The 12,501-nt window shown below is 60.9% G+C and carries 12 protein-coding genes; 5 read left to right on the top strand and 7 right to left on the bottom strand.

Annotation, left to right across the window (positions count from 1 at the left end; translation table 11 throughout):
• Positions 1-20: 20 nt before the first annotated feature.
• Genes Q0C17_RS09940 through Q0C17_RS09925 form a run of 4 tightly spaced genes read right to left on the bottom strand, consistent with a single transcriptional unit; the run spans position 21 to position 4,292 of the window.
• The gene (locus tag Q0C17_RS09940; protein WP_291205215.1) at positions 21-734 is read right to left on the bottom strand and encodes a flagellar hook-basal body complex protein; all 714 of its coding nucleotides are present in this window, start codon (positions 732-734) and stop codon (positions 21-23) included.
• Positions 735-2,489, bottom strand: a complete 1,755-nt coding sequence (locus tag Q0C17_RS09935) for a hypothetical protein (RefSeq protein WP_291205212.1) — start codon at positions 2,487-2,489, stop codon at positions 735-737.
• Positions 2,486-3,352, bottom strand: coding sequence for a flagellar motor stator protein MotA (gene motA, locus Q0C17_RS09930; protein WP_291205209.1), 867 nt, complete (start codon positions 3,350-3,352; stop codon positions 2,486-2,488). The genes Q0C17_RS09935 and motA overlap by 4 nt, the downstream gene beginning before the upstream one ends.
• A gap of 40 nt (positions 3,353-3,392) precedes the next feature.
• Positions 3,393-4,292, bottom strand: coding sequence for a FliM/FliN family flagellar motor C-terminal domain-containing protein (locus Q0C17_RS09925; RefSeq protein ID WP_291205206.1), 900 nt, complete (start codon positions 4,290-4,292; stop codon positions 3,393-3,395).
• 155 nt (positions 4,293-4,447) lie between these two features.
• On the opposite strand from Q0C17_RS09925, the gene Q0C17_RS09920 reads away from it, so the two are divergent.
• From Q0C17_RS09920 to Q0C17_RS09900, 5 genes are all read left to right on the top strand, one after another.
• The gene (locus Q0C17_RS09920; RefSeq protein WP_291205203.1) at positions 4,448-5,287 is read left to right on the top strand and encodes a flagellar motor protein MotB; all 840 of its coding nucleotides are present in this window, start codon (positions 4,448-4,450) and stop codon (positions 5,285-5,287) included.
• A 124-nt stretch (positions 5,288-5,411) separates the two neighbouring features.
• Positions 5,412-6,716, top strand: a complete 1,305-nt coding sequence (locus Q0C17_RS09915; protein WP_291205200.1) for a flagellar hook protein FlgE — start codon at positions 5,412-5,414, stop codon at positions 6,714-6,716.
• Positions 6,717-6,744: 28 nt separating this feature from the next.
• Positions 6,745-8,193: a flagellar hook-associated protein FlgK gene (gene flgK / locus Q0C17_RS09910; RefSeq protein ID WP_291205198.1), complete on the top strand. Its 1,449-nt coding sequence runs from the start codon at positions 6,745-6,747 to the stop codon at positions 8,191-8,193.
• Positions 8,194-8,197: 4 nt separating this feature from the next.
• A complete protein-coding gene (locus Q0C17_RS09905) occupies positions 8,198-9,178 on the top strand; it encodes a flagellin (protein WP_291205195.1) in 981 nt (326 codons plus the stop codon).
• A 4-nt stretch (positions 9,179-9,182) separates the two neighbouring features.
• Positions 9,183-10,292: a flagellar basal body P-ring protein FlgI gene (locus Q0C17_RS09900; protein ID WP_291205192.1), complete on the top strand. Its 1,110-nt coding sequence runs from the start codon at positions 9,183-9,185 to the stop codon at positions 10,290-10,292.
• Positions 10,293-10,318: 26 nt separating this feature from the next.
• On the opposite strand, the gene Q0C17_RS09895 is transcribed toward Q0C17_RS09900, so the two are convergent.
• Genes Q0C17_RS09895 through Q0C17_RS09885 form a run of 3 tightly spaced genes read right to left on the bottom strand, consistent with a single transcriptional unit; the run spans position 10,319 to position 12,499 of the window.
• Entirely contained in the window at positions 10,319-11,419 is a 1,101-nt protein-coding gene (locus Q0C17_RS09895) for a FliG C-terminal domain-containing protein (protein ID WP_291205189.1), read from the bottom strand.
• A complete protein-coding gene (locus tag Q0C17_RS09890) occupies positions 11,416-12,186 on the bottom strand; it encodes a flagellar type III secretion system pore protein FliP (RefSeq protein ID WP_291205186.1) in 771 nt (256 codons plus the stop codon). Before Q0C17_RS09890 ends, Q0C17_RS09895 begins: the two co-directional genes overlap by 4 nt.
• On the bottom strand, positions 12,179-12,499 hold the full coding sequence (locus Q0C17_RS09885) for a FliM/FliN family flagellar motor switch protein (protein WP_291205183.1): 321 nt from the start codon (positions 12,497-12,499) through the stop codon (positions 12,179-12,181). Before Q0C17_RS09885 ends, Q0C17_RS09890 begins: the two co-directional genes overlap by 8 nt.
• Between the last annotated feature and the right edge of the window lie 2 nt (positions 12,500-12,501).

The following is a 12,501-nucleotide window of genomic DNA, read 5'->3' as shown; positions in this document are numbered from 1 at the left end:
TTCTCCTCAATCCTTTGACGTTAGCGCTCGCGCACGGCGCTGATGAGCTGGGTGATGCGCTGGTCTTCACGTTCCAGCATGGCCTGACCCGCCTCATAGGCGCGCTGGACCTCGATCATGCGGGCAACTTCGAGCACCGGCAGCACATTCGATTGCTCGAGTGCGCCCTGGACGACATTTGCCTCTTCAAACTGTGCGAAGCCTTCCGGCGCCGCAAACAGCGTATTGGAATCGCGCTGCAGCTGGCCCTGCGGAAGCACGACACCGACGCGGTCAATCAATTGACCGTCGGCGGAAATCGAGCCGTCATTGCCGATCGACACGTTGGAGGCTTCTTGCGGAATGGTGATCGGGTTTCCGCCCGTGCCCAGCACCGCATTGCCGAAGGGATCGACGAGCGTGCTTTCCGGCGACAGCTGGAAATGGCCGGCCCGCGTCAGACGAGGTCCCTGCGCAGTCTGGAGCACGAAGAAGCCTTCGCCCTGTACGGCGATATCGAACTGGCCACCGGTGAATTTCAGTGAGCCCTGTTCCATCTTGAAGGCGTGGCCGGCAAGACCGCCCATCGAGAGAGAATCCTGTGAAGGCCCCGTGCCGACAAGGAACTCTGCGAAGATGGCGCGGTCGGTCTTGTAGCCGGTGGTGCTGGAGTTCGCGAGGTTGTTCGCGACCACCTGCATCTCCTGCATCAGGCCTTGCTGACGCGTGAGAGAGGCGTAAATGGCGTTCGACATCTAGGGTGCCCCTCCGGTCATCTGTTCGAGCGACTGGCGCGAGCGGTCCAGTTTCCCCGGAATGCTCGACATGTTCACGCGGCCGGGAGCCGCTGCTGGCGGACTTGCCTGCTTGAGGCGAAGAACCCTGTCCACCCGGCTTTTCTGATCTTTGTCGGTCAGCTTGGCTGCTGCCTGAAATATCTTTTCGGATACAATCCAGCGTGCGGCTTCCGCATCCTGCTCAATCAGTGCAAGGACGGTCTCCGGCGCCAAGGTCAGGCGGGACTCATAGACTGAGAGCTTCGCCTTGTCCTGCGCGTCGATAGCGGCGCGGGCAGCGATCAGGGTGATCTTCTGATTGGCGGGATAGCGCGCTGCGAGGGTGAAGACTTCGTCGACTTGCTTCTGCCGATAGGCGAGAACCGCGCGCTGCTCAGCAACCCCTTCCCCACCTTCCGCCTTGTTCGCCAGCGCGTCGCCGAGCGAGCCGAAGCCCAGCCTGACAGCCACAACGGTCGCGGTTTCGTAGAGTGCGGCTCGTTCCGGTGCGGCGTCCAGCAGTCCCGGATCCTTGATCAGGGCTTCGATGGCCGCAAGATTGTGCAGCGACTCGTCGCTCGCCAGATCCCGCTTCAGGCTGGCGGCGAGATGGTTCGTGAGTTCAGCGCGCGCTTCCGGGGACTGCATGCTCGGCAGCTCGGCCAGTTTTAACATCGGCACGTACATCGAGGCATTGCTCATCTCGTCGAGCACGAAGCGCAGATCGTTGCGGACATCGGCGTCCTGCTGGGCCAGCTCGATCCGGTTGACCATGTCATCGATGAGGATCTCGCGAACCGCCGCATTTACCGGCCGTTTGTAACGCACGAGCGCAGACAGGGCTGGCTCCTGGAAACGCGCCTGAATCAGGAACTGACCGATCAGTTGCTCTGCCTCCGGATCACCACTGGCAAGTTCAAGGACGGCCTTGGAGAAGCGCAGCTGAGTCGAGTTGGCCACTTCTTCTTCTGTGAAACTGGCGAACAGAAGCTGAGCAAGCGTGCGCTCCCCGAGACCGTCAAGCTCCGGAATGGCGATCATTGCTGCCCGGTCACGCAGTTGCAGCGGCAGCTTGCGAAAACCGGTCAGGTTCGCCTCGATCAGGGGCGCGGCCGATCCGTCGCGTCGCGAAATCAGAGCCAGCCCGAGCCAGAGGCCCGCTTCCGGATAGCAGGCCGTCAGTTCACTGAAGTACTCGACGGAAGCCGTGCTGCGCCCATCCAGAAGGTCGGCCAGGTGGCGCAAGGCAACGGCGTCCTGGTCTCGTCCCGACTTCACCGTCATGGCCGCTTCGGATGCGAGATCGAGAGAGAGGTAAGCGCGCGCCAGCGTGAGGCCGGGATTGCTGCCGTCACCGGTCTCGCCCGCCACCGGCGAATCTTCCCGGTAGGCGTAGATATCGTGATAGCTTGCGAGCGCGCCAAAGGCCTCGAAATCAAGGGGATAGGGCTTTGAACAGTCAATCGGACCAGCCTCAGGCGGCGGCGCCGCTTGCGCAGCGGCAGGCTCCGTGACGACCGGAAGCTCCTGCGCCGCTTTTCTGTCTTCGGCCGCCTTCGTGCCAACAGGATCGAGCAAGCCCTCATTGACGGCCTGCCGAACGAATGCGCCAAGTTCATCAGAAAGTTCGGAGCGGCGCGCATCCGCCGCCGGCTCCTCCGGATTTGGCTTGAGCGCAAGCCCTGGCGGAGCCAGGAGCATGCTTCCGACCAGGATCCAGACGAAACGCCTCATGCCGCTTGCTTCAGCTCCTTGAGCCGCTGTTCGATCTCGTCAAACGACGGGCGCACGCGCGACGGAGCATGGCGGCGGGCCACTTCCACACACATGTTGACCGGATTCTTGTGGAGACTGGACACCAGCACTTCACCGATCATGGCGTAGAACGTGTGCTCTTCCATGCGTGTATGCTTGACGCGGGCGGCAAAGGGGCCAACCACGCCATAGGCAAGGAACACGCCGAGGAAGGTGCCGACGAGCGCGCCGCCGATCATGCCCCCCAGGACTTCCGGCGGCTTGTCGATAGAAGCCATCGTCTTGATAACGCCGAGCACGGCGGCCACGATACCGAGCGCCGGCAGCGCGTCAGCCATGCTTTGCAGGGCGTGAGATCCGTGCAGCTTGTCTTCCTGCAGGCTCTCCAGATGCTTCTCAAGCAACTCTTCGACCTGATGAACATTGTCGTAGTTCATGATCATCGAACGGATCGTGTCACAGATCATCTCGATGGCGTCGTGGTCTTTCAGAATGCGCGGGTATTTCGTGAAGATCGAAGACTCATTCGGCGCTTCGATGTGGGCTTCAATATCGACCGGGTTCTGCTTCATCACGTTGAGCAGCTCGTGCATCAGGCAGAGGAGATCCTGATAGTCGGATTTCTTCCACTTGGGCCCCTTGAATGCCGTAATGATGTCGCCGCCCGTGTGCTTGATCGTGCTGAAATCGTTCGACGCAACAAAGGCGCCGATCGCTGCACCACCGATCATCATCATCTCGAACGGCAGCGAGTGAAGGATGATATCCATCTTGCCACCTGCCATGAGGTAGCCGCCGAACACCATGACGATCGTGATGGTAAGGCCTAACGCAGCATTCACTTGCAGTCTCCGTTTCCCGAGCCCACTGCCCGGATCGACGTTAAAGTTTGGCCAATTCCCGAGTAAAAGGTTCAAGGATTGGTGTTTTTAGTTTCAGGGCGCGCTGGTGCTTCCAGACGCCCATTTCGCAAAAGCCGATGTCGACGGTGCCATTAACCGTTTCGGCACGCAGTGAGACATTCGCGGTGTCGACCTCCGGCAAAGCCAGAACCTGGCCGACTTCCAGACGGGAACATTCGCCGATCGTCATCGTTAACCGGTCGAGCACGCCATCGATGGTGATCATGGACGAGCGGACGCTTTCCCGCAGGGCGCCGCGCCCAAGCGAAGAAGCAGTCTGGCGCTGGGTGGCTGCATGCTGGGCCTGAACCGCCGCGAGGCGTAAGACATAATCAAGGTTAAAGGTGATCCAGAGGCGCGCCTGCATGCCGTCGCGGGAACACGAGAAGCCGACCATCAGGTAGCGCTGGGCAGGCTCGAACCCGCCGGCAGCCTGGGAAAATTCCGCAAGCGGAGCATGTGACCCGAGCACCGTATGATCTTCGAAGCCTGACGCAATCGAGCGCCACAGGGCAATGGCAGGCGTCTCGAACAAAAGCTTCTTGAACAGGGGCGAGACGCCTTCGAGGCCACCGCCCTCCTGCTGGAGGCGCTGCGCAGCGTTGAATTCGGCGCCCGGTTCATCGATGCTGATCGCACACAGGCCGGGAGAGAACTTGCCGTTGAAAGCAAAGGACAAAAGACTGTCCAGGTAGTGGGTGGCCGCGTTGCCCGTACTGACCCGCCGGGCGTCAGGAACAGCCTTCGTTTCCACCCCGTATGTTTCGAACATCCATGCCGCAATTTTGATCTGCAGCGGTTCCCAGAATTCATGGAACTGCAGGATCGTCGGGGGAATGCCTGCCCCGGCCTCGATCTTTTTGCGCAGCACTGAGGACATTGGTAACTTTCCGGGCGGGAGTTGTTAACCCTCTCTTTGATTGTCGGGAATTGGTTGAAGAATGGTTATCGGCGCCCCGACAACCGTGCGTGATTTGTACGCGGGAAATTGAGCATGACCTGATAATTGGTCTGCCTGAACCACTCAGGTGCCCTATGAAGTCCGAGCCATCAGCTGCTGTGCAGCCGATCATCATCATAAAGAGGAAGAAGGTCGTAAAGGCCGACGGCCACCATGGCGGTGCCTGGAAAGTCGCATATGCCGACTTCGTGACCGCAATGATGGCGTTCTTCCTGTTGATGTGGCTCCTCAACGCGACCACCGAAGAACAGCGCAAGGGCCTCGCAGACTATTTCAACCCGACCATTCCGATCAGCCGGATCTCCGGTGGTGGATCGGACGGCCTTAACGGATCATCGATCTTTACCGAGGAAACGCTGGCCCGTATGGGCACCGGCGCCTCTCAGGAACGCAGCGTAGAATCTCCCGCGACAGCCAAGGATGCAGAGTCCACGCCGACATCCGAAGCCGAACAGAAGGCGATTGCCGACAACCTGCAGTCTCTCAAGGAGTCTCTGGGCGAGGAAGGCCAGGCGCTGTCGGAGCACATCATGATCAAGATGTCGCCCGAAGGGATTGTCATCGAACTGGTCGATTCCGAGAGCACTCCCCTCTTTCCGGTAGGCCGCAGCCAGCCTTCCGACCTGCTGATCGAGCTCCTGGACGTGGTGTCGGAAGCGTTCCTAACCTTTGAGAATGACATCAAGATCGTTGGTCATACTGACAATCGCCGCTATCGCAACGATGCCATCTACGACAACTGGAACCTCTCAGCGGACCGGGCAAACACCGCGCGCCGCCTGCTGCAGCGTGCCGGTATCGACCGGACCCGTATCCGCGAAGTTTCCGGCAAGGCCGATACTGACCCGTTGATAAGGGAAAATCCGGCTGCGGCCCAGAACCGCCGCATCTCGATCACCATCCTGACGGAATAGCCTGCCGGGCGAAATCGTTACGGCGTCCTGACACTGCAAAGTGAATCAGTATGAACCCGGGTTATCGGCTTGTTTACGAGTTCGCTCCACTTTGTGTCACTATCTGACGCAGGAGCAACCAGATATGAGCATTTCATCATCCCTGAACGCAGGGGTAATGGGGCTGAGTGTAAACGGTACACGCCTCGCAACCATCTCCGACAACATCGCAAACTCCGGTACCTACGGCTACAAGCGAAGCCTGGTGGACTTCTCCAGCATGGTCCTTCAGCAAAGAACATCGGCTTACTCCGCCGGCGGCGTCCGCGTTGATACGTTCAAGGACATTTCTGCGACTGGATCGCTGATCCGGACCGGAAGTGCCACCGATATTTCTGTCGCAGGGCGCGGACTTGTTCCTGTTACGGACAATAGCGGTGTGTCTTCGCTGGCTTCCGAGCGCAACCTGATGCTCACGCCGACCGGTTCTTTCTTTCCGGACCAGAACGGCAACCTGCGCACCCAGAGCGGCCTTTTCCTGCTCGGCTGGCCTGCCGATTCTGCAGGTGATATCGGCAATGTCAGCCGCAACAGCGGTATCAATCTTGAGCCGGTTAACGTTGCAACCTCCCAGTTTACGGCAACGCCGACGGCGAATGTCGAACTCGGGATCAACCTGCCCGCCGACGCTACCCGCACGGGTGCGCCTGGCGATCCGTACATGCTGCCCGTCGAATACTTCGATAACCTCGGCCGCGCTCAGACCCTCACTTTCCAGTTCACTCCCGTTGTTCCCGGCGCTGGCGCCAGCAATGAGTGGCAAGTGCAGATGTTCGATTCAGCCGGAAATCCCGCCACGTCGATCGGCGATCTCGATATCGTGTTCAACGATTCCACCTCTGCTGGCGGCCGGATCGACTCGGTCGCAGCGACCAACGGCGCAACCTATGACGCCGCGACTGGCCGCGTTTCGCTGAACCTGCAGCACGGCCCTGTGGATGTCTTCATCGGGCGTCCGAGCGACAGCGCCGGCATCACGCAGCTTGCCGGCTCCTATGCACCGACATCGGTCAAGAAGGACGGCGCGCCGATCGGTGACCTGCAGTCACTCGAGATCGACGAGAAGGGCTTCCTGCAGGCGATCTATGACACCGGCTTCCGCAGGACGCTCTACCAGATCCCTGTCGGCGATGTTCCGAACATGAACGGCCTGCGCGCGCTTGACTCGCAGTCCTATTCTGTCTCCGCGTCCAGCGGAAATCTCTATCTCTGGGATGCTGCCAGCGGCCCGGTGGGCGGGCTTTCCGGCTACTCGCTGATGGAGTCGACAACAGACATTGCGGCGGAACTGACCGACCTCATCGAAACCCAGCGGGCCTATTCGTCGAACGCGAAGATCGTCCAGACGGTCGATGAGATGCTTCAGGAAACAACCAACCTGAAGCGATAGAAACCAGAAGGGTAAGGCGGACTTCTGAGTGAGTCTTTCCAGCGCCATCTACGCCGCCCGGTCCGGCCTCCAGGTTAGCAGCCTGCGGGCCGAGATCGTGGCGACGAACGTCGCCAACGCGACGACGCCCGGCTATGTGCGCCGCTCGGTCACGCTCAGCGAGACTGTGCTGGGCGGGCGCACTGCAGGCGTGGCATCGGATGGCATTGCACGCGTTGCCGATACCCAGATCAAGGCGCAGCGGCGTGAGCTGACGAGTGATGTCGCTCAGGCCAGTGTGCTGTCGTCGACCTGGAGCGCCATTTCGGCGCGGATTGGGAATACCGCTGCCGGTGATGGTCTGTTCAAGACCTATTCCAACTTCGAATCTGCACTTGCGCGCGCCATCACCTCGCCGGAATCGCCAGCGGTTGCCGCAAGCCTCCTTGAAGCCGCTCGCGGCATCACGACGGAACTGAACAATCTCTCGGACATGGTCACGACCCAGCGCGCCGAGGCCGACCGCGAGATCGCAGACGGCGTGGACATCGTCAACGCAGCGCTCAAGAAGATCGAGTCACTGAACACTCGCCTGTCGGGCATAAACCGCAATACGGGCGAGGCTGCAGCCCTGATTGACGAGCGTCAGCGGGTGCTCGACACGATTGCCGAGTACGTCCCCATACAGACGTTCGACCGTGACAGCGGTACGATCGATGTCCTGACAAGCGAGGGCGTCTTTCTCGTGGCTGGCAAAGCCCGTGAAATCCAGTTCACACCCTCTGCAGCCTTCGGGCCAGATATTTCACTGGCAGATGGGGAGCTCTCGGGCCTGACCGTGGACGGCCTTGACCTGACGCCTGGCGCCGCCTCGTTCGGCGCCGTCTCGGGCGGCCTGTTCGGCGCACTGTTCACATTGCGTGACACTGATCTTCCAAATCTCAGTGCCCAGCTCGACACGATTGCAGCCGATCTCATCGGCCGTCTGTCTGACGATGCGATCGACCCGACGAAAACACCCGGAGACCCGGGCCTTTTCGTCGATAGCGATCCGGCTGCGGGGCCTGGCATTGCGGGGCGCATTTCACTTAACGCTGCAGTAGATCCGTCTCAGGGCGGCCTGCTTTCCCGCCTGCGCGACGGCATCGGCGCAGCAACGGCGGGCCCGCCGGGATATAGCGGAATCCTGCAAGGCATGTTCAATGCCTTTACGTCGATAAACGCTATGAACACGAACGGGTTCATGGGTGCATTCTCTTCGAACGAACTGGTAGCCCAGCTGACATCGATGACCGGTCAGAAACGAATCCAGCACGAAGCCGTCATGTCATCGACCCAGACACAGCACGCGATCATGATGGAAGCGGAGCAGAACACGACCGGGGTCGATATCGATACCCAGCTCCAGGACCTGATGCTGATCGAACAGGCCTACGCCGCCAACGCCCGTGTCATCGAGGTGGCAAGCCAGATGATCAAACTGTTGATGGAGCTCTAGGCCCATGCGCATCCCTCCCCCCAACAGCCTGATTTCGGCACAGTTCACCCAGAACATCGCCGACCTCCGGCAAAGTATCGCGCGGACGGCGGAGGAGGCGACGACCGGCCGGTATTCGGATCTGACGGCGCACCTCTCCGGGCGCATCGGCTCCGCGATGCTCAGCCAGAAAGCCGTCGATGCCATCTCCTTCGAGCGCGAGCAGCTCAGCCAGCGCGAAGTACGGCTTGATATCACTCAGAGCAATCTGGCGCTTCTCCACGAACGCTCCGTGGGCGTCGGTGTTTCGATGCGTATCGCGCTGGGCAGCGGCGATCTCGTGGCCCAGGGGCTGGCTGCCCGGGATGCCAAGGCGGCGCTGGGGAACATTTTTGGCGCGCTGAATGTCCGCTATGGTGAACGTTACCTGTTTGCCGGCGACGCTACCGCAACCCTGCCCCTTCCGAACCCTTCAGACCTCCTGAGTCAGCTACGCACCATAGCAGACGGCGCTGCGACACCGGCAGACTTCGCTTCAGCGATCGACACATATTTCAACGACCCTGCGGGCGGCTGGCAGCAATCAATCTACCGCGGCGCGGACACAGCGTCCGATCCCGACGCTATAACGGCCTCCAACCCAGCGATCATAGAAATCATCTCAGGCCTTGCCGTGCTGGCGCTCGCAGATCCGATCAACAGTCCGCCAGTGCTCCTATCGCTTAACCCGGACGTGGTCGACGCGGCGGCCGATCGTGTCTCTTCCGGAACTGTGACCCTGACCAACGTGCGTTCGGAACTTGGCGTCAAGCAGGAGCAGATCCGGGCCGATCAGAAGCTGCTCGACATCGAAGAGACGATTGTCACAACTGCGTTCAACTCCCTGACCGCGCGGGACCAGTTCGAAGCGGCGTCCGCGCTCAAGATTCTCGAATCCAACCTGGAAGCGTCCTACTTGCTGACGTCACGCCTCGCTTCCCTCTCCCTGCTGAATTTCATGAGGTAATCCGATGAAGTGGTCCGTCTGGCTGGTTGCCGCCCTCGCGCTCTCGCCACTGGTCCTGCCGATGCCGGCAAGCGCCCAGGCCCGCATCCGTGATGTGGTGGATGTCGAAGGCGTCCGCCAGAACGACCTTGTAGGCTACGGCATCGTGGTGGGTCTCAACGGTACGGGCGACTCCGTCCGCAATTCGCCGTTTACGGAAGATTCCCTCACCCACATGCTTGAACGCCTCGGCGTCAACGTGCAGGGCGAGGAGATCAAACCGAAGAACGTCGCCGCCGTGCTGGTGACAGCGTCCCTCCCCCCGTTTGCCCGCACTGGCTCGAGCATCGACGTCTCGGTTTCCTCCATCGGCGATGCCAGCAACCTTGAAGGTGGCACACTGATCCTGACGCCGCTCAAAGGCGCCGACAATGAAGTCTACGCCGTCGCCCAGGGCAGCATCCTCGTGAGCGGCATCGACGTGAAGGCGCAGGCTTCCCGCGAAACACGCGGCACGCCGACCGGCGGCTCCGTTCCCAACGGGGCCCGCATCGAGCGCGAAGTGAATTACAACTTCAATCAGCGCGACAGCCTCGTGCTGGCCCTGCGCAATCCCGACTTCACGACCGCCGCCCGGATAGAGGACACGATCAATGCGTCCATGAAAGTGCCGATCGCCACGGTGCGCGATCCGGGCACGGTCGAGCTCGACCTGCGCGGCATGTCCGAATCCCCGTCGCGCCTGCTGGCCAGCATCGAGAACCTGCCGATCCAGGTCGCTAGCCCGGCCCGCATCGTGATTGACGAAAAGTCGGGCACCATCGTGCTTGGGGAGGATGTGACGATCTCGAAAGTCGCCATCGCCCAGGGCAACATCTCGATCAAGGTAACGGAATACCCGGTCGCCTCCCAGCCCAATCCGTTCTCGGACGGCGAGACGATCGTCCTGCCGCGATCGGACATCCAGATCACCGAGACCGGTAGCCGGAACATCGCCATGCTGGAGCCGAACGTGTCGCTGTCCCAGCTGATCGCCGGCCTCAATGCCCTGGGAGTTTCCCCGCAGGAGATGGCCGACATCATCCGTGCCATGAAGACGGCCGGCGCAATCCACGCCGACCTGATCATCCGCTAGGCAGGTTTAATCAGCCCTTCGGGGCTTCACTCAGGCTTTTCGGCCGGGCGCACGATGGTGATGAGGCCCCGGCGCTTGAGGTCCATGAGCGAAGTCAGGAACTCGCGCTGCAAGGTGTCGGCGGCTTCCTGTGACGCCGCCGGCGCGTCCTTGATCTCGTCGCGCAGCGAATCGGCCATGCGTGAGGAGATGTTGCTGAGAAGGTAGTCCGACACCGACGCGTAGGTTCCCTGCAGGCTGGCGAGCACCTTGATCATCACTGCATTGTCGATCTCCCGGAATACGATGGGCACCGAGTTTCGCGGCAGGATTTCCGGCAAGGATTCGATCGTGAACAAGCCCTTCTGGATGATCGGCAGCTTGGTTTCATGCTGGGTCCGCAGGAAGTTGACGAGACTGTCGCGCTTGCTGTCGGGAATCAGGCTCAGCACTTCCCCGATGGATTCAAGATACTCATCGTTCGAAGCGGCGACTTCTTCCTTGTTGTTTAGGAACTCGATCTCGAGCATCCGCTCGATTGCGTTGTCGATACCGGGGTCAACCTTGTTTGACGTCACCATCTGGCCAAGCGTCGGACTGACCTTTTCATCGGGCAGCATGCAAAGAATGTTCGAGGCCATGCCGGGGTCGAGCTTTCGAAGGACCAGCGCAATGATGTTGGGTGGCAAGCGCCCAAGATACTCGGCGACCTGGCTTGGCTCGCGGGCCTGGAGGCGCTCCCAGGGGTCGCCGCCCTCATCTGCCACTCCGCCGCCGGTATCCTGCGGCGCATTGCCGTAGAGAAGGTTCAGGCGTGACGAGTCAACGATCCCCGACATGACTGCCCGCGCGCGCTCACGGCCGCCGCGCATGGACCCTGCATTCTGGCGAAGCTGGGTGAGGAAATCGATGGCGATCTCAACCAGTTCCTCGCGCGCCAGCATCGAGATGTTCTCGAGCGCGGTAATCACCTTGGCGAGCGCTGCATCATCGAGTTTCTCGACGATCGGCTTGGCGGCGCCCTCCCCCAACAGCGCAATGATCACGGCGGCGCGCTGCGACGGCGTGATCTTCGACGTCTTGCCGCTGCGGGCGGCTGCGCCGGCGCGCCCTGGCACCGGCGTCTCGCGTTTCGTGGGCGTGTTCATCCGGTATAACCTCTGAGAACGGCTTCAGTGATCTTGAGCCAGCCATCTGCCAGGACGAAGAACCCGAGCTTGAACGGAAGCGAGACGACGGTTGGCGGCACCATCATCATGCCGACAGCCATCAGCACCGAGGCGACCACAAGGTCGATCACCATGAAGGGGAGGAAGATCACGAAGCCGATCTGGAAGGCGTGCTTGATCTCGCTGAGCATGAAGGATGTCGCCAGCAGCGAGAAGGATGGCGGCTGGCCTTCGACCACCGGGCGGTTCACTGCCTCGCCCAGCGCCACCAGCGCTTCCGGATCGGTCCTCCGCATCATGAATTCCCGGAACGGATCAGTTGTCGCCGTCCAGGCCTGCGCCTCCGTGATCGTCCCGTCCATGTAGGGGGAGATGCCGTTCTCCCACGCCGTCATGAACACCGGTTCCATCACGAAGAAGGTGAGAAACATAGCGAGCGCCATGATCATCATGTTCGGCGGCGCCTGCTGCACGCCGATGGCCTGGCGCATGAACGAGAAGACGATGACCATGAACGGAAGGCAGGTCACCATCATCGCGATACCGGGCACCAGGCTCAGTACAGAGACGATCAGCAGGAGCTGGATGACCGAGCTGCTCAGCCGCCCGTCGCCTGCCGGATTGATCAGTCCTTCCAGCGCCGGGATCTGTCCGGGTACAGCCTGTTGCGCATGCGCTGCTCCGGCGAGGAACGCCGTCAACGAAACCAGCAACAGGAACCGGAGAAGGATGGGCAGATTAGGCATTTTCGTCCGTTGTCCGCTCGATGATCTCGATGATCTTGACCGCAATCGTGCCATCGCCCGTCTCTACCAGTTCGCCCTTGGCAATGACCTTGTTGTCGATGCACAGGTCCACCGGATCGTCGATCCGCGAGGTCAGGGCGACAATCGACTCAGGCTGCAGCTCAAGGATTTCCGAAACGCTGAGACGCTTCGAGCCAATCGACACCGTGACCGTCACCGGCACACTGTAGATCGACCGTTTGAAGCCGTTGCGGGCCGATGTATCCCGGCGCTCTTCAGCAACCTCGGTCGGCGCTTTCTCGGGATTGGCCATGT

The sequence above is a fragment of the Hyphomonas sp. genome (assembly GCF_022844445.1).
GTDB lineage: Bacteria > Pseudomonadota > Alphaproteobacteria > Caulobacterales > Hyphomonadaceae > Hyphomonas.
Note: the sequence above shows the minus strand (reverse complement) of the source record. Positions and strands in the feature narration are given on the sequence as shown.

Excerpts from the sequence above, each read along its gene's own strand:
- Q0C17_RS09940 (WP_291205215.1), bottom strand. The coding sequence starts at position 734 with ATGTCGAACGCCATTTACGCCTCTCTCACGCGTCAGCAAGGCCTGATG.
- Q0C17_RS09935 (WP_291205212.1), bottom strand. The coding sequence starts at position 2,489 with ATGAGGCGTTTCGTCTGGATCCTGGTCGGAAGCATGCTCCTGGCTCCG.
- Q0C17_RS09925 (WP_291205206.1), bottom strand. The coding sequence starts at position 4,292 with ATGTCCTCAGTGCTGCGCAAAAAGATCGAGGCCGGGGCAGGCATTCCC.
- Q0C17_RS09920 (WP_291205203.1), top strand. The coding sequence starts at position 4,448 with ATGAAGTCCGAGCCATCAGCTGCTGTGCAGCCGATCATCATCATAAAG.
- Q0C17_RS09915 (WP_291205200.1), top strand. The coding sequence starts at position 5,412 with ATGAGCATTTCATCATCCCTGAACGCAGGGGTAATGGGGCTGAGTGTA.
- Q0C17_RS09905 (WP_291205195.1), top strand. The coding sequence starts at position 8,198 with ATGCGCATCCCTCCCCCCAACAGCCTGATTTCGGCACAGTTCACCCAG.
- Q0C17_RS09900 (WP_291205192.1), top strand. The coding sequence starts at position 9,183 with ATGAAGTGGTCCGTCTGGCTGGTTGCCGCCCTCGCGCTCTCGCCACTG.
- Q0C17_RS09895 (WP_291205189.1), bottom strand. The coding sequence starts at position 11,419 with ATGAACACGCCCACGAAACGCGAGACGCCGGTGCCAGGGCGCGCCGGC.
- Q0C17_RS09890 (WP_291205186.1), bottom strand. The coding sequence starts at position 12,186 with ATGCCTAATCTGCCCATCCTTCTCCGGTTCCTGTTGCTGGTTTCGTTG.
- Q0C17_RS09885 (WP_291205183.1), bottom strand. The coding sequence starts at position 12,499 with ATGGCCAATCCCGAGAAAGCGCCGACCGAGGTTGCTGAAGAGCGCCGG.